The organism is Nocardia sp. NPDC055002 (assembly GCF_053608825.1).
The window spans coordinates 140,919-167,605 of record NZ_JBSGWE010000008.1; the positions used below are offsets into that span (position 1 = coordinate 140,919).

General features: G+C 67.7%; 26 protein-coding genes, 1 tRNA gene and 1 pseudogene. 7 read left to right on the plus strand and 21 right to left on the minus strand.

The genetic code is table 11. The features are described from left to right. Positions 1-39: 39 nt before the first annotated feature. The 8 genes and pseudogenes from polA to ACWF99_RS28310 all read right to left on the minus strand — a co-directional run bounded on the left by polA (position 40) and on the right by ACWF99_RS28310 (position 9,505). Positions 40-2,769, minus strand: a complete 2,730-nt coding sequence (polA, locus tag ACWF99_RS28275) for a DNA polymerase I (protein WP_452537844.1) — start codon at positions 2,767-2,769, stop codon at positions 40-42. Between the two features lie 121 nt (positions 2,770-2,890). After that, complete coding sequence (locus ACWF99_RS28280) at positions 2,891-3,586, minus strand: ABC transporter ATP-binding protein (protein WP_378637358.1); 696 nt, start codon at positions 3,584-3,586, stop codon at positions 2,891-2,893. Between the two features lie 147 nt (positions 3,587-3,733). Further along, positions 3,734-4,639, minus strand: a pseudogene (locus tag ACWF99_RS28285) (ABC transporter ATP-binding protein); the annotation flags it as partial. Positions 4,640-4,680: 41 nt separating this feature from the next. Then, positions 4,681-6,105, minus strand: coding sequence for a branched-chain amino acid ABC transporter permease (locus ACWF99_RS28290; protein ID WP_452537846.1), 1,425 nt, complete (start codon positions 6,103-6,105; stop codon positions 4,681-4,683). Continuing rightward, positions 6,102-7,139 (minus strand): branched-chain amino acid ABC transporter permease, encoded by a 1,038-nt coding sequence (locus ACWF99_RS28295; RefSeq protein ID WP_378637155.1) that lies wholly within the window; start codon positions 7,137-7,139, stop codon positions 6,102-6,104. Before ACWF99_RS28295 ends, ACWF99_RS28290 begins: the two co-directional genes overlap by 4 nt. Before the next feature lie 72 nt (positions 7,140-7,211). Further along, complete coding sequence (locus tag ACWF99_RS28300) at positions 7,212-8,369, minus strand: branched-chain amino acid ABC transporter substrate-binding protein (RefSeq protein WP_452537848.1); 1,158 nt, start codon at positions 8,367-8,369, stop codon at positions 7,212-7,214. Positions 8,370-8,641: 272 nt separating this feature from the next. Beyond that, the gene (locus tag ACWF99_RS28305) at positions 8,642-9,253 is read right to left on the minus strand and encodes an ANTAR domain-containing response regulator (protein WP_056824610.1); all 612 of its coding nucleotides are present in this window, start codon (positions 9,251-9,253) and stop codon (positions 8,642-8,644) included. A 165-nt stretch (positions 9,254-9,418) separates the two neighbouring features. Beyond that, positions 9,419-9,505, minus strand: a tRNA-Leu gene (locus ACWF99_RS28310). 112 nt (positions 9,506-9,617) lie between these two features. Here ACWF99_RS28310 and ACWF99_RS28315 point away from each other — a divergent pair. The 3 genes from ACWF99_RS28315 (at position 9,618) to ACWF99_RS28325 (ending at position 11,454) form a co-directional block, all read left to right on the plus strand. Further along, on the plus strand, positions 9,618-10,127 hold the full coding sequence (locus ACWF99_RS28315; protein WP_452537849.1) for a monooxygenase family protein: 510 nt from the start codon (positions 9,618-9,620) through the stop codon (positions 10,125-10,127). Between the two features lie 185 nt (positions 10,128-10,312). Beyond that, positions 10,313-10,936 carry an arsenate reductase/protein-tyrosine-phosphatase family protein gene (locus ACWF99_RS28320; RefSeq protein ID WP_452537850.1) on the plus strand — a complete coding sequence of 208 codons (624 nt, stop codon included), beginning with the start codon at positions 10,313-10,315 and terminating at the stop codon, positions 10,934-10,936. Positions 10,937-11,070: 134 nt separating this feature from the next. After that, positions 11,071-11,454 (plus strand): hypothetical protein, encoded by a 384-nt coding sequence (locus ACWF99_RS28325; protein ID WP_452537851.1) that lies wholly within the window; start codon positions 11,071-11,073, stop codon positions 11,452-11,454. Between the two features lie 43 nt (positions 11,455-11,497). Here ACWF99_RS28325 and ACWF99_RS28330 read toward each other — a convergent pair whose 3' ends face one another. The 11 genes from ACWF99_RS28330 to ACWF99_RS28380 form a co-directional block, all read right to left on the minus strand. Next, positions 11,498-12,394, minus strand: a complete 897-nt coding sequence (locus ACWF99_RS28330; RefSeq protein WP_378637168.1) for an acyl-CoA thioesterase — start codon at positions 12,392-12,394, stop codon at positions 11,498-11,500. A 2-nt stretch (positions 12,395-12,396) separates the two neighbouring features. Continuing rightward, positions 12,397-13,815 carry a pyruvate kinase gene (pyk, locus tag ACWF99_RS28335; RefSeq protein WP_378995802.1) on the minus strand — a complete coding sequence of 473 codons (1,419 nt, stop codon included), beginning with the start codon at positions 13,813-13,815 and terminating at the stop codon, positions 12,397-12,399. Between the two features lie 145 nt (positions 13,816-13,960). Then, on the minus strand, positions 13,961-14,632 hold the full coding sequence (locus ACWF99_RS28340) for an amino acid ABC transporter permease (RefSeq protein WP_378637174.1): 672 nt from the start codon (positions 14,630-14,632) through the stop codon (positions 13,961-13,963). Positions 14,633-14,635: 3 nt separating this feature from the next. Beyond that, entirely contained in the window at positions 14,636-15,394 is a 759-nt protein-coding gene (locus ACWF99_RS28345) for an amino acid ABC transporter substrate-binding protein (RefSeq protein WP_452537852.1), read from the minus strand. A gap of 165 nt (positions 15,395-15,559) precedes the next feature. Next, positions 15,560-16,087 (minus strand): TM2 domain-containing protein, encoded by a 528-nt coding sequence (locus ACWF99_RS28350; protein WP_101463469.1) that lies wholly within the window; start codon positions 16,085-16,087, stop codon positions 15,560-15,562. Between the two features lie 224 nt (positions 16,088-16,311). Continuing rightward, positions 16,312-17,388, minus strand: a complete 1,077-nt coding sequence (gene lgt / locus ACWF99_RS28355) for a prolipoprotein diacylglyceryl transferase (RefSeq protein WP_452537853.1) — start codon at positions 17,386-17,388, stop codon at positions 16,312-16,314. A gap of 121 nt (positions 17,389-17,509) precedes the next feature. Further along, positions 17,510-18,310 (minus strand): tryptophan synthase subunit alpha, encoded by an 801-nt coding sequence (gene trpA, locus ACWF99_RS28360; RefSeq protein WP_378637179.1) that lies wholly within the window; start codon positions 18,308-18,310, stop codon positions 17,510-17,512. Continuing rightward, entirely contained in the window at positions 18,307-19,572 is a 1,266-nt protein-coding gene (trpB, locus tag ACWF99_RS28365; protein ID WP_378637181.1) for a tryptophan synthase subunit beta, read from the minus strand. Before trpB ends, trpA begins: the two co-directional genes overlap by 4 nt. Continuing rightward, positions 19,569-20,390 carry an indole-3-glycerol phosphate synthase TrpC gene (gene trpC / locus ACWF99_RS28370; protein ID WP_056824640.1) on the minus strand — a complete coding sequence of 274 codons (822 nt, stop codon included), beginning with the start codon at positions 20,388-20,390 and terminating at the stop codon, positions 19,569-19,571. The genes trpB and trpC overlap by 4 nt, the downstream gene beginning before the upstream one ends. A gap of 124 nt (positions 20,391-20,514) precedes the next feature. Further along, positions 20,515-21,261 (minus strand): TIGR02234 family membrane protein, encoded by a 747-nt coding sequence (locus ACWF99_RS28375; RefSeq protein WP_452537855.1) that lies wholly within the window; start codon positions 21,259-21,261, stop codon positions 20,515-20,517. After that, positions 21,258-22,796 carry an anthranilate synthase component I gene (locus tag ACWF99_RS28380; protein ID WP_378637186.1) on the minus strand — a complete coding sequence of 513 codons (1,539 nt, stop codon included), beginning with the start codon at positions 22,794-22,796 and terminating at the stop codon, positions 21,258-21,260. Before ACWF99_RS28380 ends, ACWF99_RS28375 begins: the two co-directional genes overlap by 4 nt. A gap of 133 nt (positions 22,797-22,929) precedes the next feature. Here ACWF99_RS28380 and ACWF99_RS28385 point away from each other — a divergent pair, with 133 nt between their 5' ends. From ACWF99_RS28385 to ACWF99_RS28400, 4 genes are all read left to right on the plus strand, one after another. Next, entirely contained in the window at positions 22,930-23,208 is a 279-nt protein-coding gene (locus tag ACWF99_RS28385; protein WP_378637188.1) for a hypothetical protein, read from the plus strand. Between the two features lie 72 nt (positions 23,209-23,280). Then, complete coding sequence (locus ACWF99_RS28390) at positions 23,281-23,751, plus strand: peroxiredoxin (RefSeq protein ID WP_452537856.1); 471 nt, start codon at positions 23,281-23,283, stop codon at positions 23,749-23,751. A gap of 67 nt (positions 23,752-23,818) precedes the next feature. Further along, positions 23,819-24,391, plus strand: coding sequence for a permease (locus tag ACWF99_RS28395; protein WP_378637191.1), 573 nt, complete (start codon positions 23,819-23,821; stop codon positions 24,389-24,391). A gap of 144 nt (positions 24,392-24,535) precedes the next feature. After that, positions 24,536-25,003, plus strand: coding sequence for a MarR family winged helix-turn-helix transcriptional regulator (locus ACWF99_RS28400; protein WP_378637194.1), 468 nt, complete (start codon positions 24,536-24,538; stop codon positions 25,001-25,003). Here the strand turns inward: ACWF99_RS28400 and hisI are convergent. Continuing rightward, the gene (gene hisI, locus ACWF99_RS28405; protein WP_378637196.1) at positions 25,000-25,344 is read right to left on the minus strand and encodes a phosphoribosyl-AMP cyclohydrolase; all 345 of its coding nucleotides are present in this window, start codon (positions 25,342-25,344) and stop codon (positions 25,000-25,002) included. The two genes, ACWF99_RS28400 and hisI, sit on opposite strands and share 4 nt — an antisense overlap. Continuing rightward, positions 25,341-26,594: a PucR family transcriptional regulator gene (locus ACWF99_RS28410; RefSeq protein WP_378661108.1), complete on the minus strand. Its 1,254-nt coding sequence runs from the start codon at positions 26,592-26,594 to the stop codon at positions 25,341-25,343. The genes hisI and ACWF99_RS28410 overlap by 4 nt, the downstream gene beginning before the upstream one ends. Positions 26,595-26,687 lie beyond the last annotated feature (93 nt).

Sequence of the window (26,687 nt, forward strand, 5' to 3'; positions counted from 1 at the left end):
CCCCGCCGGGTAGGCGCCCCTCGTGCTGTGCGGACCAGCTCAGTGCGCGGCCGAATCCCAGCTCCGGCCGGTGCCGACGGAGACGGTGAGCGGGACCGAGAGGTCGATCGCGGCCGACATCTGTTCGCGCGCGAGGGCTTCGAGGGCCTCACGTTCGCCGTCGGCGACCTCGAAGACCAGTTCGTCGTGGATCTGCAGCAGCATCCGCGAGCGCAGGCCCGCGTCGCGGATCGCGTTCTGCACGTTGATCATCGCGACCTTGATGATGTCGGCGGCGGTGCCCTGGATCGGCGCGTTCAGTGCCATCCGCTCGGCGGATTCACGGCGCTGACGGTTACTGGAATCCAGGTCGGGCAGATAACGCCTGCGGCCGAACAGGGTTTGGGTGTAGCCGACCTTGCGGGCCTGGTCGACGACATCGGACAGGTAGTCGCGGATGCCGCCGAAACGGTCGAAGTACACGTCCATCTGTTCTTTGGCCTCGGTGGTACTGATCTTGAGCTGGGCGCTCAAGCCGTAGGAACTCAGACCGTAGGCGAGACCGTAGGACATGGCCTTGATCCGGCGGCGCAGCTCGGAGCTCACCTCGGCGATCGGGATGTCGAAGGCCTTCGACGCGACGAAGGTGTGCAGGTCCTCACCGGAATTGAAGGCCTCGATCAGGCCCTCGTCCCCGGACAGGTGCGCCATGATGCGCATCTCGATCTGGCTGTAGTCGGCGGTCATGAGTTCGGCGAAGCCGGGGCCGACCACGAAGGTGTCGCGGATCTGGCGGCCGGTGTCGGTGCGGATCGGGATGTTCTGCAGATTCGGCTCGGTCGAGGAGAGGCGGCCGGTGGCGGCGATGGTCTGGTTGAACGTGGTGTGCACGCGGCCGTCGTCGGAGACCGACTTGAGCAGACCGTCGACGGTCACCTTGAGCCGGGTCGCGTCGCGGTGGGCCAGCAGGTGTTCCAGGAACGCGTGACCGGTCTTCTCGAACAGCGATTCCAGCGCGTCGGCGTCGGTGGTGTAGCCGGTCTTGGTGCGCTTGGTCTTCGGCATGTCGAGCTCGTCGAACAGCACCACCTGCAACTGCTTGGGCGAGCCGAGGTTGATCTGCTTGCCGATCACCTCGTACGCGGAGTTCGCGGCCTCGGTGACGCGGTCGGCGAACTGCTGCTGGAGGTTCTCGAGCTGGGCGACGTCGACCGCGATGCCCGCTTCCTCCAGTTGACCGAGCACGCCGAGCAGCGGCAGCTCCATCTCCGTGAGCAGTGGGGTCGATTCGATGGCTTCGAGTTCGATATCCAGGGCGACGGCCAGGTCCGCGACCGCGCGGGCACGCAACATCTCCTCGCGGGCGATATCGGCGGCGAGGGTGTCCTCGTCGTCGAGCAGGGACAGCTGGCCCGTGTCGCCGGTCTCGACGCGCAGTTCGCGCTTGAGGTAGCGCAGCGACAGATCGTCGAGGTTGAAGCTGCGCTGGCCGGGGCGGACCAGGTAGGCCGACAGGGCGGTGTCGGTGGCGAGACCGCCCAGGGTGAAGCCGCGCCCGCGCAGTGCGTGCCCGGCGGACTTGGCCTCGTGCAGCGCCTTGGGCACCTCGGGATCGGCCAGCCAGGCGGCCAGCGCCGTCTCGTCTTCGGGGGTGAGGACGGTCAGGTCGATATAGCCGCCCTCACCGTCGGCGGCGGCGATCGCCAGGGCCCGCGCGTCACCGTGTACCGGCGTTCCGGTCCCGACGATCGAGAGGCCATGGCGCACACCGGCTTTCGCGTGCTCGGCCAGCCAGTCGGCGACCGCGCCCTGATCGAGGGCACCACCGCTGATCTCGAAGCCCGACTCGGCTTCCGGCTCGGGGGAACCGAGGGTGTCGAACAGCCGGTCGCGCAGCACCCGGAACTCGAGGTCGTCGAAGAGCTGGTGGATCTTGTCGCGATCCCACGGCGCCTTGATCAGCTGGTCGGGGGTGTAGGGCAGCGGCACCTCGCGCACCATCTCGGTGAGCTGGCGGTTGAGCACCACACTCGACAGGTTCGCCCGCAGGGAGTCGCCGACCTTGCCCTTCACCTGATCGACGCGGTCGACCAGGGTGGCGAGGTCGCCGTATTCGCGGATCCACTTGGCGGCGGTCTTCTCCCCCACGCCGGGAATGCCGGGCAGATTGTCGCTCGGGTCGCCGCGCAGAGCCGCGTAGTCGGGATACTGCGCGGGCGTGAGGCCGTATTTGGTCTCCACCTCGGCCGGGGTGAAGCGGGTGAGATCCGAGACGCCCTTCTTCGGGTAGAGCACGGTGACGTCGTCGTTGACCAGCTGGATCGCGTCGCGGTCGCCGGTGACGATGAGGACGCGGTAGCCCTGTGCCATCGCCTGGGTGGTGAGGGTGGCGATCACATCGTCGGCCTCGTAGCCGTCGATGGCCATCACCGGGATGCCCATCGCGCCGAGTACGTCCTTGGTGAGTTCGACCTGCCCACGGAACTCGTCGGGGGTGGCGCTGCGATTGGCCTTGTACTCCGGGTACGCCTCGGTGCGGAACGTCTTGCGCGACACGTCGAACGCCGCGGCCACATGGCTGGGCTTCTCGTCGCGCAGCAGATTGATCAGCATCGAGGTGAATCCGTACACCGCGTTGGTGGTCTGACCCGTGACGGTCTTGAAGTTCTCCGCCGGTAGCGCGAAGAACGCGCGATAGGCGATCGAATGCCCGTCCAGCAGCAGCAGCGTAGGCCGCTCGTCGGGGGCAGTGGTCGTAGTCGATGCCTGCGCAGTCGTCGGTGAACTCACCCGACAGAGTCTAGGCACCCCCACCGACAGGAACCGTGGCGGCTCGCACCCGAAAAGCGGAACGGCCCCCTGGTGCGCTCGAAGTGAGCGCACCAGGGGGCCGGGCTGTGCCGAGATGGGATCAGTCGACGCCGAGGTAGGCCGACATCACCGCCGGGTCGGTGAGCAACGCACTACCCGGGCCCGACTTGGTGACCTCGCCGGTTTCGAGGATGTAGGCGCGATCACTGCGGGTCAGAGCCTGCTGGGCGTTCTGTTCCACGAGCAGCACCGTGGTGCCCTGGCGGTTGATCTCGCTGATGATCCGGAAGATCTGCTGGATCACCATGGGGGCCAGACCCATCGAGGGCTCGTCGAGCAGCAGCAGCTTCGGCCGGGCCATGAGGGCGCGACCGATGGCGAGCATCTGCTGTTCACCGCCCGACATCGTGCCGCCGACCTGCTTGCGACGTTCGGCCAGGCGGGGGAACAGCTCGAAGACCCAGTCCAGGGTCTGCTGGTACTCGGTCTTCTTCTCGAAAGGCCTGCCGTAGCAACCCATGTCGAGGTTCTCCGCGACCGTCATGCCCGGGAAGACACCGCGACCCTCCGGCGCCTGGATGAGACCCTCGACCACCCGATCGTGGGCTTTCATGGTGGTGATGTCTTTGCCCTGGAACAGGATTCGGCCCGAGGTGAGCGGCAGCAGGCCCGACATCGCCCGCATGGTGGTGGTCTTTCCGGCGCCGTTGGCGCCGAGCAGAGTCACCAGTTCACCCTGGGCGACCGAGAGCGAAATGCCGTGCAGCGCTTCGATCCGGCCGTAGTTCACGACCATGTCCTGGACCTCGAGCAGCGGCGTCTCGGTCTGGACCACGGCCTTCGGCTCGTCCCGCGGTCGCACCACCACGGCGTCGGTCCCCGGCGTCGGGGTCGCCCCCTCCTCCGCGGCGGCGACCGATCCCTCGCGCACTTCCTCGATCGTGTCCGCGTCGGGCACGCCGAGGTAGGCCGCGATCACCGCCGGGTCCTCGCGCACCTCGGTGGGCAGGCCGTCGGCGATCTTGCGTCCGAACTCCAGGACCACGATCCGGTCGGTCACGCCCATCACCAGGCGCATGTCGTGCTCGATGAGCAGCACGGTGTAGCCGTCGTCGCGGATCTTGCGGATCAGGTCCATCAGCGCCGACTTCTCGCTGGGATTGAAACCAGCGGCCGGCTCGTCGAGACACAGCAGCTTGGGCTCGGTGGCCAGCGCCCGCGCGATCTCGAGCCTGCGCTGATCGCCGTAGGACAGATTGCGGGCCTTCTCCACCGCGCGCGGCGCGATGCCGACGAACTCGAGCAGCGCCATGCCGCGTTCGATGGCATCACGCTCCTCGCGCCTGAACTTCGGCGTGCGGAACACCGCGCCGGGCACCGAGGTGGTGTGGCGCGCGTCGGTGCCGACGACCACGTTCTCCAGCGCCGTCATCTCGCCGAACAGCCGCACGTTCTGGAACGTGCGCGCGATACCCATCCGGGTGATCTCGTTGCGCTTGGTCTTGGCCAGCGGCTGACCGTCGAAGTGCACGCTGCCCGACGCGGGCTTGTAGACGCCGGTGATCGCGTTGAAGCAGGTGGTCTTGCCCGCGCCGTTGGGGCCGATCAGGCCGAGGATCTCGCCGCGGCGGATCTCGAAACTGACCCCGTCGAGCGCGGTCAGACCGCCGAACTTCACGGTCAGACCGTCGGTCCGCAGCAGGGGCTCGCCCACCGCGGTCTCGATGTCGCGATGCGGCGCGACCACCTCGGCGACGGTCTCGGCATCGGCGAGCTCGGGCAGCACCGCGGTGACGTCGACCTCGCCTGTCGGCTCGACCTCGGGCGGCGGCTGGTAGCCGGCCTTCATGTCTTCGTTGTCGTACAGCGCGTCTCCCGCGCCCGGCCCCGTCATTGCCCTGCTCCGATCGATTCGGCCGCCGGCTTGCGCACGACCGCCTGGTACACCTGTCTGCCGTAGGCGAGCAGTTTCTGCCGCACCGGGAACAGACCCTGTGGCCGCAGAATCATCATCACCACGAGCGCGATGCCGAAGTAGAGGTACTTCAGGTCACCGAGGTTCTGGGCGCCGCCCGGACGGAACAGCAACACACTGCCCAACAGCAGCAAGCCGAGGATCACCGCGACGATCGCCACGCCGATCACCGTCCGCCGGACCCACGCGGCCAGCGCGTCCTTCCTCCACCGCCACAGCAACCACAGCCCGATCAGCAGCGCGACATCGAGGCCGAGCAACAGATAACCGGTCGACTCGCTGGACACCAGCTGCACCGACTGCAACCGCATCGGCAGGTAGGCGATGAGGAACGCGCCGACGATCACGCCGAGCTTGTTGCCCGAACCACCGAGCACCACCGCGCACAGGAACAACATCGACAAGATGATGTCGAACTGTTTGGGGTTGACGTAGGTGACCTGACCGGCGTACATCGCGCCGGACAGACCGCCGACCGAGGCGCCGATCACGAACGCCCACAGCTTGAACTTGAAGGTCGGCACGCCCATGATCTCGGCGGCGTCCTCGTCTTCGCGAATGGCGACCCAGGAGCGCCCGACCCGGCTGCGCTCGAGGTTGCCGATGATCAGCAGCACCACGATCACGAAGACCATACCGAGCCAGAACCACCAGGTGCCGTTGCTGGCCCGCTGGAAGGGATTCCAGCTGCTGGTGTCGCCGAGGTTGCCCGGGGAGAAGAACCCACCGGGGTGCGCCTCGGATTCGCCGACCGCGGGGTAGGCGATCTTGGACAGCCCGAGGCTGCCGTTGGTCAGGTCGCCCAGGTTGTCTGCCATCAGCCGGACGATCTCACCGAAGCCCAGCGTCACGATGGCGAGGTAGTCACCGCGCAACCGCAGGGTCGGCGCGCCGAGGATCAGGCCCGCGAGCGCGGTCAGCGCGATCGCGATCGGCAGGCAGGCCACCCACGCCCAGCCGGGTTGCAGCCAGCCGCCGTCGGTTTGGTTCCACGGACTGTTCGGGCTGGTCAGCAGGCCGACCGTGTAGGCGCCGACGGCATAGAAGCCGACATAACCCAGGTCGAGCAGGCCGGCCTGGCCGACCACCACGTTCAGGCCGATGGCGATCAGCGCGTACATGGCGAACTGCGCCATCACACCGCCGAAGCTCACGCCCGGAGTGTCGAGCAGTGGGGGTGGGAACAGCGGCATCAGCGCCAGCAAGGCGATGATCGGCACGCCGACGGCCCACTGGGCCGGACGCGAGAGCCCGTCCCACCAGACCCGGATCGCGTCGCCGATGCCACGCCGATCCTGCTGCGCGACAGGTGCTTTCGGGGTTTTTGTCAGGTCTGTCATGCGCGTGCCCTCCCCAGGCTCTCGCCGAGGATGCCGGTCGGCCGGAACATCAGCACGGTCACCAGCAACACGAACGCGACCACGTCACGCCATTCGGTGCCGAACAGGATCTGCCCGTACTGCTCGGCGATGCCGAGGATCAACCCGCCGAGCAGCGCGCCGCGCAGGTTGCCGATGCCACCGAGCACCGCGGCGCTGAACGCCTTGATACCGAGGATGAAACCGCCGGAGAAGATGATGCCGGTGGGAATGTAGAGCGTGTACAACATCGCGGCCGCGCCTGCCAGCAAACCGCCGATGAGGAACGTCAGCACGATGACCCGCTCACGCGAGACACCCATCAGGGTGGCGGTGTCGGGGTCCTGGGCGACCGCGCGGATGGCGCGGCCGAATTTGGTTCTGTTGATGACGATTTCGGTGGTGATCGCGAGCACGACGGCCGCGGCGATGATCACCAGCGCCACATTGGTGACCTGCGCGCCGAGGAAGCTGAACTGCACCTTCGGCTCCACGAGCCGGATACCGGTCTGGGCGTTGGAGCCGCCGAGCCCCGGCTTGATCTTGGGCAGGATGTAGTGCACGAACTCCTGGATCACGAACGACATACCGATCGCGGTGATCAGGAACGCCAGCGGTTTCGCGCCGCGCCTGCGCAGCGGCCGGTAGGCGACTCGTTCGAGCCCCACCGCCGCGATGCCCGAGACGAGCATGCCGAACAGCATCGCCAAACCCAGGTACAGCACTGTCAGCAGGACACCCTGGGAATACACGTTGCCGCTGGGCGCGAAGCCGAGCAGTTCCAGTCCCACGTAGGTGCCGAACATACCGAGCATGAAGATCTCGGAGTGAGCGAAGTTGATCAGTCGGAGCACGCCGTAGACCAGCGTGTAGCCGACCGCCACCAGGGCGTAGATCGAGCCGTAGGTGAGACCGTCCACGGTCAATTTCCAGAACTGGTCGATCACCCCGGAAATGTTGAAATCGATGGACCCCTCGGCCAACAGGGTCACACCGAGCGAAGCCGCTGATGTCATGATTACTCTCGCGTCAGGCGCGCGGTGCGCGTGGCTGCTCAGCCACGCGCACCGCTGCACACGTCATCGGAACTACTTGACCTGGTACATCCAGATCTGGATGTTGGCCAGCTCGCCGGTCTCGCCCCACTTGTACTGGCGGGCGACACCGGTGCCGTCGTAGTTGCGGACGTAATCGACCAGCTCGGCGCGGGTGACCTTACCGGCATCGATCCCCTTGAGCAGGATCGTGGTCAGGTCGTAGCCCTCGACGGAGTAGACGCCGGGCGCCTGACCGTTGAGCGCCTTGTAATCGGCGGCGAACTTCTCCGGCGCCGGGCTGCACGGGCACGACAGCAGCGCGTCCTTGGACGAGGAACCGGCCTGCCGGACGAACTCGGGATCGTTACTGCCGTCGGCGGAGACGAAGGCCGCGGTCACGCCGCCGGAACGCAGCTGCTGCACGAACGGCGCCGCCTCCGCGTAGTACCCGGCGTAGAAGATGGCGTCGGGCTTGGCGGCGGACAGCTTGGAAACCGCTGCCGAGAAGTCCTTGTCACCTTCCTTGACACTGGTCCCGCAGGAGGCGTCGGCCGCGGGGCCCGCGGCGGTGATGAACGCCTGTGCCAGACCGGCACCGTAGTCGGTGTTGTCCTGCACGACGCAGATCTTCTTGAAGCCCTTGTCGCCGGTCAGGTAGTTCGCGACCGCCGGGCCCTGCGAGTTGTCGTTGCCCAGGCCACGGAAGAAGGTCTTCCAGCCGTTCTGGGTCAGCGTGGGGTTCGTGGCCGACGCCGTCAACGTGGGCATGCCTGCCTCGCTGAGGATTTGGCCGGTCGCCTTGGTCTCGCCCGAGAAGGTCGGGCCGACCAGCGCCACGATGTTCGGGTCGGCGACGATCGTCGGGACCACCTGGCTGGCGATCTGCGGCTTGCCCTCGGTGTCGAACTGCTTCACCGAGACCTGACAGTCCGGATTGGCCTTGTTGTGCTTGTCGAGCGCGAGCTTCACGCCCATGATGATGTTGATGCCGAGGGCGGCATTGCCGCCGGTCAGCGGGCCCGCCATGCCGAGGGTCAGGGGCGCGCACTTGGCCTTGCCGTCGCCTGCGGGGTCCGCGGCCGCACCGGCATCGGTTGTCGCGACAGCCTTGCCCTCGGTATCGAGCTGAACGACCGACTGGATGGAGAGATCGGTATTGCCGCCACCGCCGCCATCTGACGACTTGTCACTGCATCCGGACAACACCAACGACGCGGCAGCTCCGATTACCAGAACTCCCCGCGTCGACCGACTGCGCCATGTCGAACTGAGCACGTCTCACCTCTATGTCCTGTGCTCCCCGGGTTCACCGAGGGGGCCGACCACGTTCAGCCCGCAGAGAACATATCGCCGCTTTGTTAGATCCGCATCACATTCGCATCATGTCGGACGCCTCTTGTCCAGCAATAGTTCACATTATTGTTTCGCTTACGTAAACATTTTCTGCTTTCGGCCCGCGCGGCAGTAAGAGCCGAACCGAGTCACTGCGGGGTGAGGTTCTCCAGCACGACTTCGGCGACCGCCTTCATCGTCGTGCGGCGATCCATCGCGGTGCGCTGAATCCATTTGAACGCCTGCGGCTCCGAGAGCCCCTGGGTCTGCATGAGCACACCCTTGGCCCGCTCGACCAGTTTGCGCGTCTCCAAACGGTCCGAGAGATTCGCGACTTCTGTTTCCAGCGCCGTGATTTCGTGAAAACGACTGGCCGCCAGTTCGATCGCGGGGACCAGATCGGATTTGGTGAACGGCTTCACGAGATAGGCCATCGCACCCGCGTCACGCGCGCGCTCCACCAGATCGCGCTGACTGAAAGCGGTCAGGATCACCACGGGCGCAACACGTTTCGACGCGATCTCGGCGGCAGCGTCGATACCGTCACGGCGCGGCATCTTCACGTCCATGATGACCAGATCGGGGCGCAGTTCCTCGGCGAGCTCCACGGCCTGCTGTCCGTCGCCCGCTTCGCCGACGACGTCGTAGCCCTCTTCCTTGAGCATCTCGACGAGGTCCATCCGGATCAAGGCCTCATCCTCGGCGACGACGACCCGCTTGGCCGCGGCCTCACGCGTGGCGCCGGCTGCATTCGTGCTCATAGGTTCGACCCCTCTGGATTCCGATGCCTGTCGATCACACCACGACTGGCGATGTAAAGAGTACCTTTTGCTTCCGCGCAGAGAATGCGCCTGCGATGAGATCGCGCACACCCTGCGCCGGATACTCCCCCGCGGAGCGCGGCTACGTACGCCGCGCTTCCGCCGTGGTGCCGAGTGTGGGACTCGAACCCACACGTCCTTCCGGACAACGGTTTTTGAGACCGTCGCGTCTGCCAGTTCCGCCAACCCGGCGCACCGCGGTCACTATAGCGTCTCGGCGCGCCGGGAAGCGAACCGCCGGTCGAACCGGACCTCCACCTGCCCCGTAGTACCTCGAAAGAGCACCTTGGAAGGGGCTGCGATCATGCGCGTGCGCAGAACTACGGTCGACCTGAATGCGTACCCCGACCTGGTGATGATCCTGCTCGGCATGCGGGTGCGCACCCCGCGCGGGATGCTGCGGCTGCTCGGCGTCGGCCCGCAGTTGTATCGCTCACATGCCGACCGGCCCGACGGTTTGCTGCTGCACGAGGACATCGTGTGGTCGATGTTTCCCCCGCATTGGGGCGCCCGGCAGTACTGGCGCGATCTGGATTCGCTCGAGCGCTGGACGCGGTCGGAACCGCACCGGCAGTGGTGGGGCGAATTCCTGCGCGATTCCGGCGGCACCGGCTTCTGGCACGAGGCCTACTTCCGCCGTGGCGGCATCGACGCGGTCTACGACGACATGTCGGCATCGACGGGGCTGGCGGCGTTCGCGCCGGTGGTCCCCGCGCGTGGGCCGATGTTCTCCACCAGGGGCCGCGTGCACGGCACCCCACCGGCCGTGCCGCCGGTCATTTCCGAATCGAATTATTATGATCGAAAAGAGTGACAACGGACACATATCACCGCGAGGTTTCTTCCCCCTATCTCGCGGGTATCACGGTCACACACAACAGATTTGCGCATCGTGAATGATGTACGGCGTTCAACCGAAAGGTGAATAAGTAGTACCGCGCTTGTGATGGTTACAATTCCGGCCTACTCCGTGACAATCGACCCGATTACGGTGTCGGTATGCACGTGCTCTTCGTCTGCAACTCCAATGTCTGCCGGTCGGTGATCGCCGAACGGCTCACCCGGGCGTTCGCGACGGAGCACGCTCTACCCGGCCTCACCGCGGAGAGCGCGGGCACCAGGGCCCTGGTCGGCTTTCCGCCCGATCCGATGGCCGCCGAGACCATCCAGGGCCTCGGCGGGGACACCACCGGCTTCAAGGCCCGAAAGCTCAAGCCCGAGATGGTCGATCGCGCCGATCTGGTGCTGACAATGACCGATTCCTTACGCGACCAGGTCGGCGAACTGGCCTTCGGTACCGCCCCGCGCACCTTCACCCTCGTCGAGGCCCATCGCATCGCCAAGGTCACCGGTGCGAAATCCATTGCCGCACTGCACCACGCGCGCAACAACCTGGCGTATGTGGGCCGCGAGAACATCGCCGACCCGATCGGCCTCTCGCCCGCGGCGTTCCTCGAGGTCGGCGACCGAATCGCGGAATTGCTGTTCCCCGTGCTGGGCGCGCTCGCCCCCCACGAGCAGACGAAACGGTCCGGCGACACCGATCAGCCCGGCCTGGTGATAGCGCCCAGTGGACCCGGCGCCCCACTGTCGGCCTTTCTCGCCGCGCAACGCAGACGCTGAGCTAGGGCTGTTCGCCACGGCGCGCAGGGATTAGACTTCGGCGCGGACGTGGGTGGTTACCCCTTGCAGTTTCGACACACGACGGGACTACAGACTTGCCGAAACGCATTTCGGATGTTTCGCTCCATGTGTATGTGACGCCGGAGATCCTCGACCGCATCGTCGCCAGTGTCCGGACGGTCCTCGACGACCACGTGCACGAGCGCGACGTCTACGCATGGCGGTTCACCATGCCCGTCGACGCGAGCGATCCGGCGCATCACGAACTCGAATCACAGTGGCGCGGTAGCTATCCCGGCCTCGAGCCGAGCGGCGAGAGCACCTACGAGATCGCGCTGAGCCTGGTCGGCGATCCGGCCGATCTCACCGACGCCGACATCGCCGACCTCGAGCGCGGGCTGGCGCTGGCCGTGTACGGCGCGGCCCCACCGCATCACGCGCACGGTGTGCCCTTCACTTTGCGCGCCCATCAGCGCACCGACGTCGTCGCACCCGAACTCGACCACGAACTGCGTTGAGTTTGTCCGGCCGGGTGACCTCGGCGGGGCCACACCGCGGCACTCAGCGGGCCGGGAAGTGCCGGATGACGCCTTCCTGCACGGTCGTGGCGATCAATTCGCCTGTGCGCGAATAGAACCGGCCCGTCGCCAGACCACGCGAACCGGCCGCGACCGGTGACTCGGTGGCGTAGAGCACCCAGTCGTCGAACCGGAACGGGCGATGGAACCACATCGAGTGGTTCACCGTCGCCGCGAGAATCCGGTCCAGCCCCCACGACAAACCGTGCGTGGTGATGATCGAATCGAGCACGGTGGTGTCGGAGGAGTAGCCCAGCGCGGCCACGTGCAGCAGCTGATCATCCGGCAGCGCGCCGTCGGTGCGCATCCAGACCCGGTTGTGGTTGAGCTTCTCACCGGTGCCCTTGAGGATCCACGACGGATCGTTGGTGTAGCGCATGTCGATCGGGTGCGGCGCCTTGATGAACATCTCCAGCTTGTCCTCGAAGCCGACGAAGCTCTCCTCCACCCGGGGCAGGGTTTCGGGATCCGGCACATCCGGGCCCTCGTGCGCGTGCTCGAGGCCCTTACCCCAGTCCTGGAACGCGGCCAGCATCACGAACAGCTCCTGGCCGTCCTGGCTGGCGGTCACCGTCCGGTTGGCGAGCGCGCGGCCGTCGCGGTGCCGCTGCACGTGGTATTCGATCGGCTTCTTCACATCGCCGCCGCGCACGAAATGCGCGTTGATCGCGTGCAGCGGCCGCTCCCCCGCCGTGCGTCCGGCGGCGATGATCGCCTGCGACACCAGCTGCCCGCCGAAGGTGCGGCTCCACACCTTCTCGGGGTGGTTACCCAGGAAGGTGTCCTCGCCGATCGACTCGAGGTCGAGCAGGTCGAGCAACACCCGCAGATCGGGTGTCGGCTCGCCCTGTGTGGTCTCGATGTCGATCGAAATGCTCACTACTAGTGGTCCTCTTCGCCGATGCGGTGCACGTGGATCAGGTTGGTGGAACCGACGGTACCCGGAGGGGAACCGGCAACGATGACCACCAGGTCACCCTTGCGATAACGCTCCAGCGACAATAGCGCCTGATCCACCTGGTGGATCATCGCGTCGGTGGTGTCCACCATGGGCACGATGAACGTTTCGGTGCCCCAGGTCAGCGTGAGCTGGCTGCGGACCTCCGGCATGGGGGTGAACGCCAGCAGCGGCAGCGGGGTGTGCAGGCGGGCCAGACGACGCACGGTGTCACCGGACTGGGTGAACGCCACGAGCGCCTTGGCGTTGAGCCGCTCGCCGATGTCGCGGGCGGCGTAGGAGATCACGCCGCGCTTGGTGCGCGGCACGTGGGTCAGGGGTGGCACCCGCGACGTCTCGGACTCGACCGCGGTCACGATGCGGGCCATGGTACGCACCGCGTCGATCGGCCACGCGCCGACCGAGGTCTCCCCCGACAGCATCACCGCGTCGGCGCCGTCGAGCACCGCGTTGGCGACGTCGGAGGCTTCCGCGCGGGTGGGCCGGGAGTTCTCGATCATCGATTCCAGCATCTGGGTGGCGACGATGACCGGCTTGGCGTTCTCCCGCGCCATCTGGATCGCGCGCTTCTGCACCAGCGGCACCTGCTCCAGGGGCAGCTCGACGCCGAGATCGCCGCGGGCGACCATCACCGCGTCGAAGGCCAGCACGATCGCCTCGAGGTTGTCGATCGCCTCGGGCTTCTCCAGCTTGGCGATCACCGGGACCCGGCGGCCGACGCGGTCCATGATGTCGTGCACGAGTTCGATGTCGGACGGCGACCGCACGAACGACAGCGCGATGAAGTCGACGCCCAGCTCCAGGGCGAATTCGAGGTCGGCAACGTCTTTTTCGGACAGGGCGGGCACCGACACGTTCATGCCGGGCAGCGACAAGCCCTTGTTGTTGCTCACCGGGCCGCCTTCGGTGACCCGGCAGACGACGTCGTTGCCCTCGACCGATTCCACGGTGAGGCCGACCTTGCCGTCGTCGACCAGCAGCCGGTCACCGGCCTTGGCGTCTTGCGCGAGCTCCTTGTAGGTGGTCGAGACGCGGTCGTGGGTGCCGTCGACCTCGTCGACGGTGATCCGCACCTGCTCGCCGTTGGCCCACACGGTCTTGCCGTCGGCGAAGCGGCCGAGGCGGATCTTGGGGCCCTGCAGGTCGGCGAGGATGCCGACCGCGCGGCCGGTCTCGTCCGAGGCCGCGCGGACCATCTTGTAGTTGTCGGCGTGGTCGGCGTGGTCGCCGTGGCTGAAGTTCAGCCGGGCCACATCCATGCCGCTTTCGACGAGCTCACGAATACGATCCTGGGTAGCAGTGGCCGGCCCCAGGGTGCACACAATCTTCGTCCGTCGCATCACGGCCCCCAGCCTAGTGCTCATCCGCCTCTGCGTGAATTTGGCCGGTCGGAGGGTCGTCGTCACCTGGCGACCGGACCGGCGGTTTCGGCGGGACCGGGGGCCGAGCGTTCCCGATGAGTTACCCAGGTGTTCACGAAATCAATGGTCACCGAACGGCGACGTGTCTGGAAAGTCTTGTTTCCAAACGACTCTGGCCGAAGCCCAGAATCAGGCAGATCACCCAGTAGTAGAGCGCCGCGACGCCGTACAGGGCGAAGAAGTCGAAGGTCGGCGCGGCGGCCAGCTGAGCGGTGCGCAGCAATTCGGTGACCAGGATGGTCGAGGCCAGGGAGGTGTCCTTGACCAGGGAGATCAGGGTGTTCGACAGCGGGGGCACCGCGATCCGCGCGGCCTGCGGGAACACGACGTACCAGAGCGTCTGGACATAGGTCATGCCCAGCGACTCCGCCGCCTCCCACTGCCCGTGCGCCACGCTCATGATCGACGAGCGCACCACCTCCGCGGCGTACCCGCCGACGTTGAGGCTGAACGCGATCACCGCCGCCGGGAACGGATCGATGACGATCCCGAATTGCGGCAGCGCGTAGAACACGATGAACAGCTGGACCAGCAGCGGGGTGCCGCGAATGATCGAGATGTAGAAGCGGGCGGGCACCGAGAGCACCCGCCGCGTCGACATTCTCGCCAGCGCGACACCGACCGCGATGGCCAGGCCGATCACGAAGCTGATGGCCGTGAGCGGCAACGTCATCGTCACCGTGGCCTTCAGCATCGGCACCAGGTTGTGCCGGATCAGCTCCCAGGTAGCCGGATCCATCCGCTATTTGCTGACGTCGGTGCCGAAGTACTTCTCCGACAGACGAGCCAGCGTGCCGTCGGCGCGCAACTGCTCCAGCGCCTTGTCGACGTCGGCGATCAGCGCGGTGTCGTCCTTGCGGGCGGCGAAGGCCTGCTTGCTGGTCTCACCGGTCTGCGCCGCGATCTTGATGCCGGTGTCACCGGTCTTCTTGGTGTACTCCCCGACCGCGAGGGTGTCGTTGACGGTGGCGTCGACCCGACCGGCCTTCAGCAGCTGCACCGCCTGCACGAACCCTTCCACCGCTTCGACTTTCGCGCCCGCGCCCGAGGCGACCTTGCTCCAGTTGCTGGTGGCCGACTGCGCGGTGGTCTTGCCCGCCAGGCTCGCCAGTGAGGTGATGGTGGTGTTGTCGGACTTGGTGACGATCACGCCCTCGGAGGTCGTGTACGGCTGCGACAGCGCGTACTTGGCCGTGCGCTCCGGGTTCACGGTGACCTGGTTGGCAACCAGATCGAAGCGCTTGGACTCGAGGCCGGCGAAGATCGAGTCCCACGGGGTCTGCACGAATTCCACCTGCTTGCCGAGCTTCTCCCCGACCGCGCGCGCGACCTCGACGTCGTAGCCGGTGAGCGTGCCGCCCTCCTGGTAGCTGAACGGCGCGTAGGTGCCCTCGGTGCCGATCTTGAGCACGTTCGGGTCGGACGCGGACGAGCAGGCCGACAGGCCCGTCGCGGCGACCACAGCGAGTACGGCGGCGGCAATGAATTTGCGCACGGACATCCCTTTCTCCGCTGCGCGTAGGGGGCACGCGCAGGCCAAGCGACGCTACGGCGCCGCCACAGACCGACACAGAGTAACGCTCACCGTGATCGGAATACCGGCGGGAAACACGAAACGGGTGCCCCGCCGTAGCAGAACACCCGTTCATCCCCGTGTAGGCAGGAATCAGTCGCGCAGCGGGCGACCCTGCGCGTCGGGCACCTTGCCGGTGAGCATCATGATGCCGTCGATCAGCGGCCAGATGGCGCCGAGACCGCAGGTCAGCCAGGTCACCGCGATCTGGGCGATGCCGAGACCGGTGTAACCGAGGTAGAAGCGACCGACGCCGAAGCTGCCGAGGAAGATCTGCAGCAGACCGGCCATCAGCTTCTGCTTGTCCGAGAACGGCACGCCGTACATGTCCCGGCCGTAGGGGGCTTCCGGGTCGTTCGGGTTGTAGCCCTGCGGCATGGCCCCGTACGGCGCTGCGCCGTACCCCGGCTGCGGCTGCTGAGCGTACGGGTCTGCAGGCTGACCGTACTGCGGCTGCGGCGCACCGTACTGCGGCTGACCGTAGCCGGGCTGCGGCTGCTGGGCATACGGATCAGAGGGCTGACCGTAGGCAGGCTGGCCGTACTGCGGCTGCGAACCCGAGTCGGGCTGCTTGCTCAGGTCAGGGCCGTACTGTGGATTGGGGTTGTAGGGGTCGGTCACTCATGTCCTCCATCATTCGTGCGGGTACCCGTCGTGGCCCCCGGCCAGTGGCGATCGGCCGAACGGCGGTGCGCCCGCGACGATCACGGGTCATTGTTGCCGGTCCTGCCCACCGTTGTCTTGTCGGGTGCTTCCCCGAACGGCCCTCGCCATACCTCGGAATATCGCGGCGGGCGTCCGCAATGTTGCCGGACGCCCGCCGATTCGACGAAAACTTCTCTGGATCAGGACTTCTTCGCGTCGGTGACATCCTTCGCGTCGGCGGCGCCGACAGATTCGGACACGACATCCGCTTGTGCCGAATCCTTGTCCACCTCAGCGGAATCCGCCTTCTTGGTGACGTCGACGGCCTCGGTCTCGGAGTCCGTCGCCGTCACGGCGTTGTCGGCCGCACCGGCGGCCCGCAGCGCGGAGAACTGCCACGGCCAGGGGCGCGGCTCACCGTCGGGCTGCAACTGGGCCGGCGTCTCGCGGCCCTTGGTGGCCAAGGCGAAGTAGGCCATGGCGCCGAGGAAGACGAGTGCGGAGGTGAACGAGTTGATCCTGATGCCGAGGATGTGGGTGGCCTCGTCGCTGCGCAGCAACTCGACGAAGAACCGGCCGAAGCTGTAGCCCGCGACATAGAGCGCGAACAGTCGTCCGTGGCCGATCTTGTAGCGCTTGTCGAGCAGCACCAGACCGATGACGACCAGCACGTTCCAGACGAGCTCGTACAGGAACGTCGGCTGCACGACCTCGAGCACCCGCCCGGTCGACACCCCGTTCATCATGTCCCGCGCGCCGGTCTCCGGGTCGAACCGTTCGTAGATCTCCAGGCCCCACGGGAGCTCGGTGGCGCGCCCGTACAGCTCCTGGTTGAAGTAGTTGCCGAGCCGGCCGATGGCCTGGGCGAGCAGCACAGCGGGCGCGACGGCGTCGCCGAGCGCGGGCAGCGGGATCTTGTACATCCGGCAGCCGATCCAGGCACCGATGGCGCCGAAGAACACCGCGCCCCAGATGCCGAGGCCACCCTGCCAGATGTAGAGCGCCTCGACGGGGTGCTTGCCCTCGCCGAAGTACTTCTGCCAGTCGGTGGCCACGTGATAGATCCGGCCGCCGACCAGGCCGAACGGCACCGCGAACATCGCGACATCGAGCACGGCGCCCGGCTGACCACCGCGCTCGCGCCACCGGCGTTCACCCCACCAGATGGCGACGACGATGCCGAGAATGATGAACAGTGCGTATGCCCGCAGCGGGAAGGGTCCGAGTTGCCAGACCCCCTGGGGCGGACTCGGAATATAGGCCAGGACTGAGTTCACCCGGCCCACGTTAGTGGAGAGCCTTACGGGCGTGTTGCCGCGACCCGGACGGCGGACGACGGGCCGGTGACGAGCGATGGGCCCGGCCGCGGATCAGCGGCCGGGCCCATCGTGCGAACCGCTAGGAGCGAACGGTCGCCGAACGCACGCCCTCGGCCAGTTCGGCGGTCAGTGCGCGGACCGCGTCGAGGCCTTCCGGCACGGCCGAGACCAGCGCCGAGCCGACGATCACGCCGTCGGCGTACGCGGCGATCTCGGCGGCCTGTGCTCCCGAGCGCACGCCGAGGCCGACGCCGATCGGGATGTCGGAGTGCGCGCGGATGCGCGAGCACAGCGCGGGCGCGGCCGAGGAGACCGCGTCGCGGGCACCGGTCACACCCATGGTCGAGGCCGCGTAGATGAAGCCGCGTGAGGCCTCGAGGGTCTTGACCAGACGCTCTTCGGTCGACGACGGCGCGACAAGGAAGATGCGATCCAGGTTGTGCGTGGCCGAGGCGACGAACCAGTCGTCGGCCTCGTCGGGGATCAGGTTCGGCGTGATGATGCCGGCGCCACCGGCCGCGGCGAGATCGCGGGCGAAGGTGTCGACGCCGTATTTGAGCACCGGGTTCCAGTAACTCATCACCACGGCCTGACCACCGGCATCGGCGATCGCCTCGACGACGGAGAACACATCGCGCACGCGCACCCCGCTGCGCAGCGCCTGTTCGGCAGCGGCCTGGATGACCGGGCCGTCCATCACGGGATCGGAGTAGGCGACGCCGACTTCGACGATGTCACAGCCGGATTCGACGAGCGCACGGCACGCGGCGATGGAACCGGCGAGATCGGGATAACCGGCGGGCAGGTAGCCGATCAGAGCGGCCCGGCCCTCGCTGCGCGCGGCAGCGAAGGTGTTCGCAAGACGCGACTGCTGACTCACTGTTGGTGCTCCTCGGCATCGTCGTCGAACAGACCGAACCAGCGTCCCGCCGTGTCCATGTCCTTGTCACCACGACCGGACAGGTTGACCAGGATGACCGCGCCCTCGCCGAGCTCCACGCCCAGCTTCAGCGCGCCCGCCACCGCGTGCGCGGACTCGATCGCCGGGATGATGCCCTCGGTGCGCGAGAGCAGCAGCAGCGCGTCCATCGCCTCGGTGTCGGTGATCGGCCGGTACTCGGCGCGACCGATGTCCTTGAGATGGGCGTGCTCGGGGCCGACGCCCGGGTAGTCGAGACCGGCCGAGATCGAATGCGATTCGATGGTCTGGCCGTCTTCGTCCTGCAACAGGTACGAGTAGGCGCCCTGGAACGCCCCGGGCGTGCCACCGGTGAAGGTGGCGGCGTGGCGTCCGGTTTCGACGCCGTCACCGGCCGCCTCGAAACCGACGAGGCGCACACCCGCGTCGGGGATGAAGGCGTGGAAGATGCCGATGGCGTTGGAACCGCCGCCCACGCAGGCCACGACGGCGTCGGGCAGCCTGCCCGCTTGCGCCGGAAGCTGGATCTGCTCGCGCGCCTCCAAGCCGATCACGCGCTGGAAATCACGGACCAGCAGCGGGAACGGGTGCGGACCGGCGGCGGTGCCGAAGCAGTAGAACGTGTCGTCGGCGTGGGTCACCCAGTCGCGCAGTGCCTCGTTGATCGCGTCCTTGAGCGTCTGCGAACCCGAGGTCACCGGGATCACCTCGGCGCCGAGCAGCCGCATGCGGGCCACGTTGAGCGCCTGGCGGGCGGTGTCGACCGCGCCCATGTAGACCACGCAGTCGAGGCCGAGCAGCGCGCACGCGGTGGCCGTCGCGACGCCGTGCTGGCCCGCTCCGGTCTCGGCGATGACGCGCGTCTTGCCCATCCGCTTGGCGAGCAACGCCTGACCGAGCACATTGTTGATCTTGTGCGAGCCGGTGTGGTTGAGGTCCTCACGCTTGAGGAAGATCCGCGCGCCGCCCGCGTGCGCGGCCAGCCGGGTGCATTCGAACACCGGCGACGGACGGCCGGTGTAGTCGCGCTGCAGCCGGTCGAGCTCGTCGAGGAAGCCGCGGTCGGTGCGGATCTTGTCGTACTCGGCGGTGACCTCTTCGATCACGGCCATCAGCGCCTCGGGGACGTGACGTCCGCCGTAGACGCCGAAGTGGCCGCCCGCGTCGGGTTCGTACTCGGAGTGCTGGGCGACGCCGGCGCTCGCCGGGGGAAGCACTGTCACCGGATGCTCCGCCGGGCCGGCTTCGGGCAGGACGGGTGCGTGCCGGCGGTCACCAGTTCGGACACGGCCGAACGCGGGTTACCGCTTGTCACCAGGCCTTCGCCGACGAGCACGGCATCGGCGCCCGCACCGGCGTAGGCCAGCAGGTCGGCGGTGCCGCGGATGCCGGACTCGGCCACCCGGATGACCTCCGAGGGCAGGCCGGGTGCGATCCGCGCGAACACATCGCGGTCGACCTCGAGGGTCTTGAGGTTGCGCGCGTTGATGCCGATCACCGTCGCACCGGCTTCGAGGGCGCGATCGGCCTCTTCCTCGGTGTGCACCTCCACCAGGGCGGTCATGCCGAGGGATTCGGTGCGGTCGATCAGCGAGGCGAGCACGTCCTGTTCGAGCGCGGCCACGATCAGCAGGATCACGTCGGCGCCGTGGGCACGGGCCTCGTGGATCTGGTACGGGCCGACGACGAAGTCCTTGCGCAGCACCGGGATGTTCACGGCGGCGCGCACGGCGTCGAGATCGTCGAGCGATCCACCGAAGCGGCGGCCCTCGGTGAGCACGCTGATGATCCGCGCGCCCCCGTCTTCGTAGGCCTTGGCCAGCACGGCGGGATCGGGAATATCGGCGAGCGCGCCCTTGGAGGGGCTGGCTCGCTTCACTTCCGCGATGACACCGATTCCGTCCTCGTGCAGCGCGGCGTGTGCGTCCAGCGGCCCCTTGACCGCGGCGGCAGCAGCTTTGATCGCTTGAAAATCGAGGAGGGCTTCGCGAGCGGCAACATCCGCCCGGACCCCGTCGAGAATCGAGTCGAGTACCGTCATCTGGCTCGAATCCTTTCTGGGGAGACGCACTTCTCGCCCGAGAGTCCCCTCGGGCGCTGTCTCACCGATGCTGGTAAAGAATAAATGCCCGCCGCGCGTGTCACTGCGGCGGGGGTGCTGCCGGTCACTTGTTCTCCCCGGCCGGACCGCGGTCGGCGCCGGGGGTGTCAGGGGTATCGGTCGGGTCGGTGCCCGCGTCGAGCGCGTCCCACAGCACCCGGTCCGACAGTGGCGCCGCGGTTCCGGTCTCCGCGTTCTGCTTGCTCACCGCGGCGCTGGCGTCGGCCTTACGGAACACCGGGTTGTCGTATCGGTCGGAGACCTCCTCGGTGCGTTCGCCGGTGCGCCGGGTGAGCAGGATGCCCGCGGCCAGTGCCAGGCTCGCCGCGGCGATCGACAGGATCGCGGGACCCAGGTGTGTGTCGGCGGAGCTGACCACCGCGCGCACCGGCAGCTCGGCCAGGGTGCCCGCCCGGTCGGCGGTCCTGCCCGCGCCGACGGCCAGCGCGAAGCCCGGCACCGCGGCGGCCGCGGCCACGACCGAGATCACCACCCCGAGCAACTGCCGCAGCACGCCCTTGACCGCGAACACCGCCGCGATCGAGGCGACCAGCACCAGCGCGAGCGGGGTGAGCGCGCCGAACCACACGCCACCGTTGAGATCGTCGGTGCGCGGTTCGGTGAGGCCGTCGGCCGAGTACACCGTCACCCACGTCATCCGCGAGGACGCCCACAGCCCTGCCGCCGCCAGCGCGAGCAAGACGACCGGAACGATGGGCTTCGCGGCCGGGGCTGCCGTCGCGCCCGCTCCCGGTACCTCGGTGTCCGTCGCGTCGACGGACCGACCGGTGTCGTCTTCGTCCGCCGTCACAGGTCCCCGCCTTCGTAGGTGCGCAGGGTCTGCGCCGCCGCGATCGCCTTGAGCACCGCCATGGCCTTGTTGCGGGCCTCGGTGTCCTCGTAGACCGGATCGGAGTCGGCGACCACGCCCGCGCCCGCCTGGACGTAGGCGGTGCCGTCCTTGAGCAGGGCGGTGCGGATGGCGATGGCGGTGTCGGCGTCGCCGGCGAAGTCGAGGTAGCCGACCACGCCGCCGTAGACGCCGCGCCGGGTCGGTTCCAGCTCCTCGATCAGTTCCATCGCCCGCACCTTCGGCGCGCCCGACAACGTGCCGGCGGGGAAGCAGGCACGCACCGCATCCAGCGCGATCTTGCCCTCGGCGAGCAGCCCGGACACCGTCGAGACCAGGTGCATCACGTGGCTGTACCGCTCGACGTGGCGGTACTGGGTCACCTTCACCGTGCCGGGACGGCAGACCCGGCCCAGATCGTTGCGACCGAGGTCGACGAGCATCAGGTGCTCGGCGTTCTCCTTCTCGTCGGCCAGCAGGTCCTTCTCGAGCAGGATGTCGTCCTCGGCGCTCTCCCCACGCCAGCGGGTACCCGCGATCGGGTGTGTCGTGGCCACCCCGTCTTTCACGGTGACCAGCGATTCAGGACTCGAGCCGACGATCGAGAACGCGGTGCCGCCCTCGCCGTCGGGGATGTGCATCAGATACATGTACGGGCTCGGGTTCGAGGCCCGCAGCATGCGGTAGACCGCCAGCGGTGACCCGGTGTAGTCCATTTCGAAGCGCTGCGAGAGCACCACCTGGAATGCCTCGCCCGCCTCGATCTCCTTGATCAGGCGGCGCACGCCCGCACCGAATTCCTCGGTGGTGCGCCTGCGCAGGAACTGCGGTTCGGGCTGGTCGAAGACCGACACGGTGGAGGGCGCGGGGGTGGCCAGCGCGGCGGTCATCCGGTCGAGCCGGGCGACGGCGTCGTCGTAGGCGGCGTCGACCCGGGAGTCGGTGCCGTCCCAGTTCACCGCGTTCGCGATGAGGGTGATCGCGCCTTCGTGGTGGTCGAACGCGGCCAGATCGGTGGCCAGCATGAGTACCAGTTCGGGCAGCCGCAGATCGTCGGTGGCGAGTTCGGGCAGCCGTTCGATCCGGCGCACCGCGTCGTAGCCGAGGAAGCCGACCATGCCGCCGGTGAGCGGCGGCAGCCCGGGCAGCCGTTCGGTACGCAGCAGTTCGAGGGTGTCGTGCAGCACGCGCAGCGGGTCACCGCCGGTGGGTGCGTCGACGGGCACCGTGCCGAGCCAGGCGGCTTCACCGTCGACGACGGTCAGCGCCGACGGGCTGCCCGCGCCGATGAACGACCAGCGCGACCACGAGCGCCCGTTCTCCGCGGATTCGAACAGGAAGGTGCCCGGCCGGTCGCCGGCCAGTTTGGAATAGGCCGAGAGCGGAGTTTCGGAGTCCGCCAGCACCTTTCGGGTCACCGGGACGACCCGGTGCTCGGCGGCGAGCAGCCGGAACTGTTCGCGGGTCGTGGTGGTTGGTGTCGACGCGCCCTGCATGGGCCCATCATCCCAGGCGTGCCGTCGCCGACGCGCGCGGACCCGACCCCGCGCCGAATCGGGCGGTGACCGGCATCACTACACTCGCGCGCGTTCCATGTCGCATGCGGTAACCCCCTTTCCGAGAGGAGCAATGTTGTACCCCTCGCAGCAGGGCGCACAGGACGGCCGGCTGGCCGTTCCGTCGCAGCAGCACTACGGTCCCGGCCAGCAGACGGTGGCGACGAGCGCGATCAATTCGTTCGTCACCTACGCCAAGGCCATCCAGGACCTCGACAAGAAGAATTTCCCCGACGAGTACGCCGGGCACAGCGACCGCATCCGCGAGCTAGAACCACTGTTGCGCGCGCACGGCATCCTCGACGTGATGCAGATCCGCAATCCCGACATCGCGGCACTGCTCGGGCAATAGGACCCCAGATCCCCGTTCGTGGCCGCGAACGGGGATCTTCCTTACTCGGCCGCCGGTAGATACTGTCTGGGCATGCAGCCAGGCCAGCGCGCTCCGCAATTCGAGCTCCCCGATCAGTTCGCCCAGCTCCGCTCGCTCGACGGCTTGCTCGCCGACGGCCCGGTGGTGCTCTTCTTCTATCCCGCCGCCAATACCCCGGTGTGCACCGCCGAGGCCTGCCACTTCCGTGATCTGAGCGGCGAGTTCGCCGCGCTGGGCGCCTCGTGTGTCGGGATCAGCACCGACAGCACCGAGGTGCAGGCCGGTTTCGCCACCAAGCAGCGCCTCGACTACCCGGTGCTGTCCGACAGCGACGGCGCGGTCGCCGCCGCGTTCGGCGTGAAGCGTGGACTGCTCGGCAAGCTCGCCCCGGTCAAGCGGCACACCTTCGTCATCGACACCGACCGCACGATTCTCAAGATCGTCACCGGCGAGCTGCGGGCGGCCGTGCACGCCGACGAAGCGCTGGCCTTCCTGCGCGAACGCAGCATCACCCCGGAGTAGTACCGGTCGGCGAATCGCCGGGCGGCGGATCGACGCCCGGCGGCCCCGACGCACTTACGCTGGGCAGATGACAACCGGCGAGGTGCGGTCGAGCGGTCAGAAGTCCACGGCCGTCGTATGGCGTAACCGGGCGATCATCACGCTCGCCACGGTGGTGGTGCTGGTGGCCGCCTACTTCATCCTGTCCTCGTTCATCCCCCGGTGGTGGGCACAGCGGCTGGCCAACACCGTGCACGGCAGTTTCAGCTCGGGCATCTGGTGGGGGCTGGTCTACGGCTTCGTCTTCACCTTGCTGCCGCTGGTGCTGCTGATATTCGCGGTGCGGGTGTGGAAGCGCAAGGGTGGCAAGTTCATGGCGGGCGCGGCGGTGATCGTCGCGCTGGCCTGCTCGCTGCCGAATCTGATGACGTTGACGATCGTGCTCGGCGGCAACAATGCCGCACACGCGGGTCAGCGAATTCTGGACGTCGACGCGCCCGCGTTCCGCGGCGCCTGCCTGGTCGGCGCCATCCTCGCGGCGGTGGTGTTCGCGCTGGTGCTCGCACTGATGGGCAAGCGTGGATTCAGCCGTCACAAGGCCGCCAAGGCCGCGGCGCAGCAACCGGCGCCCGCTGCGCCGCCGATGACCGGCGATCGGTAACCCTCGCACACACCCTCGCGGTGATGTGAGTGACCTCACGACCACTGCCAACTCGCGGACGTCACAGCGACGTCGTGGCAAACTCTGTCGTGTGCGCGCCTCACTCCACCATGTCCGTCGTCCGGCCGCGAGGCAGTACCGGCGATGACCCAGTGGCTCGACCCCGTCGAACAACGCGCATGGCAGGCGATCGTCGCGCTCATGACCCGGATTCCCGGCGCGCTGGACACCCGGTTGCAGCGCGAGTCCGGCCTCACCCATTTCGAGTTCCGGGTGCTCAGCCTGCTCTCGGAGGAGGCGGGACACCGGCTGCAACTGAGTGATCTCGCCCACAAGGCAAATGCGTCGCTATCGCGACTCTCGCATGTGGTCTCGAAGCTGGAACGCATCGGCTGGGTGCGCCGCGACACCACCGCGGGCCGGCGCGGGGTGTACGCGGTGCTCACCGACGCCGGTTTCGAGAAGGTGATCGAGGCGGCCCCCGGCTACGTGGACGCCGTACGCAGGCTCGTGCTGGACGGTCTCACCGATAAGCAGACCGCGCAACTCGCGGTGCTCGGGGAATCCCTGTCCGACCGGCTGAACCGGCTCCTCGTCGAAGACGGCGACTAGTCGGCGGCGAGCAGTACATCGGTGTCGAAGCAGGTGTGGGTGCCGGTGTGGCAGGCCGCGCCCTCCTGATCGACGATCAGCAGCAGCGTGTCGCCGTCGCAATCCAGCCGCACCTCGTGCACGTACTGGGTGTGCCCGGAGGTTTCGCCCTTGACCCAGTACTGCTGACGCGAACGCGAATAGTAGGTCGCCTTGCGGGTTTCCAGCGTGCGGGCCAGCGCCTCGTCGTCCATCCAGGCCATCATCAGCACGTCGCCGGTGGCCTTTTCCTGCGCGATCGCGGCGATCAGTCCGTCCTCGGTGCGCTTGAGGCGGGCGGCGATCGCGGGGTCCAGGCTCATGCCTCGTTTATAACAGCAGCCAGTTCGATGGCCACCAGCAGTTCCACCAGGTCGTTCACGCTGCGCACATTGCGGCCGGTGAGTTCCTGGATCCGGCCGAGCCGGTACTTGGCCGTATTGAGGTGGATGTGCAGGGTATCGGCGGCTTCGCGCAGATTCATATCGGCGGCGGCGAACGCGCGGATCGTCTCGGCCAATGTCCCGCCACGAACGCGGTCCTCGGCCAGTGCGCTCCCGATGCGGGGGTCCACCAGCTGACGGGTGGTGTCATCGGCGCGCAGGAGCAGATATCTGAACGGCGTGAGCTGCGGTAACGCGAGTACCCCGCCGCCTTCGGGCAGGAGTTCGAGCGCGGCCTGCGCCTGCCGGTAGGCACGCGGGATCTGGGCGACCTCGGTGACCGCGGTGCTCACCCCGATCGCCAGGGTGATGCCCTCGGCGCCCAACTCGTCCTGCGTCGCGCGCAGTCGCTCGCACAGTCCGTCGGCCGCCCCGCCGGCCCCGAGCGCGGGCACGGCGACGATCTCGGATCCGCGCACCACCGACAGTGTCCGCAGTCCGTTGACCGTGCACCGGGCCACCGCGGCGGACACCAATTGCCGTGCCTGACCGAGCCTTTCGGACGAATCCTCACTTCGCTCCGCCCGATCGAGCACCACGGCGGTGACCACCACCACCGGCGCGGTGCGTTCGGCGCCGATTCCGTGCGCGGTGGCCACCGACAGATGCGGACCGCTCGCGGGCAGCGCGCCGTCGAGCAGCGCGTCCATCAGCGCCTGCGAGTCGCGCCCGGATTCGGCGGCCACGTACTGCTGGAATTCCAGATACGCGTCGGTGGCCTGGGTACTGATCAGATCGGTGTAGCGGGCCAGCGGCCCCGCCAAGGACAACACGGCCGCCTGCCCTGCCTCGGAATCACCGGCGTGCGCGAGCAGCGTTTTCCAGATGGCGCGCTGGCCGAGGCGGAACGCGGCGATGTAATCGACCAGCGGCAGCCCGGTGCGGGCTCGTCGCGCCGCCGCCTGCCGCGCGTAGGCGACGTCGGCCGGGCACACGCGTCGGTGTTCGAGCAGCGCGCCGAGTCCGGTGCGGCTGAGCCGGGCGAGCTGATCGTGCACATCGTCGAGGACACCGGGGCCCGCGGTGGCGTAGCCGGGCAGCTGGGCACGGATCTTGGCCATCACGTCGTCGGCGATCTCGTCGGCGTGTTCGTAAGCGCAGCCCGCTATCCGCCTGCGCTCGGCCGCCACCTGAGCAGACTCGGGCGAAACGGATAAACGTGATCCAGCTGACATGTTCGGGGAGTGTGCATGGGCTCGCTCATGGTGTCAACCACGTCACAC

What these genes read in the sequence shown, in the direction of transcription:
- ACWF99_RS28280 (WP_378637358.1), bottom strand. Translation starts at nt 3,586, where the DNA reads ATGGTCGTGAACTACGGCCGGATCGAAGCGCTGCACGGCATTTCGCTC.
- ACWF99_RS28290 (WP_452537846.1), bottom strand. Translation starts at nt 6,105, where the DNA reads ATGACAGACCTGACAAAAACCCCGAAAGCACCTGTCGCGCAGCAGGAT.
- ACWF99_RS28295 (WP_378637155.1), bottom strand. Translation starts at nt 7,139, where the DNA reads ATGACATCAGCGGCTTCGCTCGGTGTGACCCTGTTGGCCGAGGGGTCC.
- ACWF99_RS28305 (WP_056824610.1), bottom strand. Translation starts at nt 9,253, where the DNA reads ATGAGCACGAATGCAGCCGGCGCCACGCGTGAGGCCGCGGCCAAGCGG.
- ACWF99_RS28315 (WP_452537849.1), top strand. Translation starts at nt 9,618, where the DNA reads ATGCGCGTGCGCAGAACTACGGTCGACCTGAATGCGTACCCCGACCTG.
- ACWF99_RS28320 (WP_452537850.1), top strand. Translation starts at nt 10,313, where the DNA reads ATGCACGTGCTCTTCGTCTGCAACTCCAATGTCTGCCGGTCGGTGATC.
- ACWF99_RS28340 (WP_378637174.1), bottom strand. Translation starts at nt 14,632, where the DNA reads ATGGATCCGGCTACCTGGGAGCTGATCCGGCACAACCTGGTGCCGATG.
- ACWF99_RS28345 (WP_452537852.1), bottom strand. Translation starts at nt 15,394, where the DNA reads ATGTCCGTGCGCAAATTCATTGCCGCCGCCGTACTCGCTGTGGTCGCC.
- trpC (WP_056824640.1), bottom strand. Translation starts at nt 20,390, where the DNA reads ATGACGGTACTCGACTCGATTCTCGACGGGGTCCGGGCGGATGTTGCC.
- ACWF99_RS28380 (WP_378637186.1), bottom strand. Translation starts at nt 22,796, where the DNA reads ATGCAGGGCGCGTCGACACCAACCACCACGACCCGCGAACAGTTCCGG.
- ACWF99_RS28385 (WP_378637188.1), top strand. Translation starts at nt 22,930, where the DNA reads ATGTTGTACCCCTCGCAGCAGGGCGCACAGGACGGCCGGCTGGCCGTT.
- ACWF99_RS28390 (WP_452537856.1), top strand. Translation starts at nt 23,281, where the DNA reads ATGCAGCCAGGCCAGCGCGCTCCGCAATTCGAGCTCCCCGATCAGTTC.
- ACWF99_RS28395 (WP_378637191.1), top strand. Translation starts at nt 23,819, where the DNA reads ATGACAACCGGCGAGGTGCGGTCGAGCGGTCAGAAGTCCACGGCCGTC.
- ACWF99_RS28400 (WP_378637194.1), top strand. Translation starts at nt 24,536, where the DNA reads ATGACCCAGTGGCTCGACCCCGTCGAACAACGCGCATGGCAGGCGATC.
- hisI (WP_378637196.1), bottom strand. Translation starts at nt 25,344, where the DNA reads ATGAGCCTGGACCCCGCGATCGCCGCCCGCCTCAAGCGCACCGAGGAC.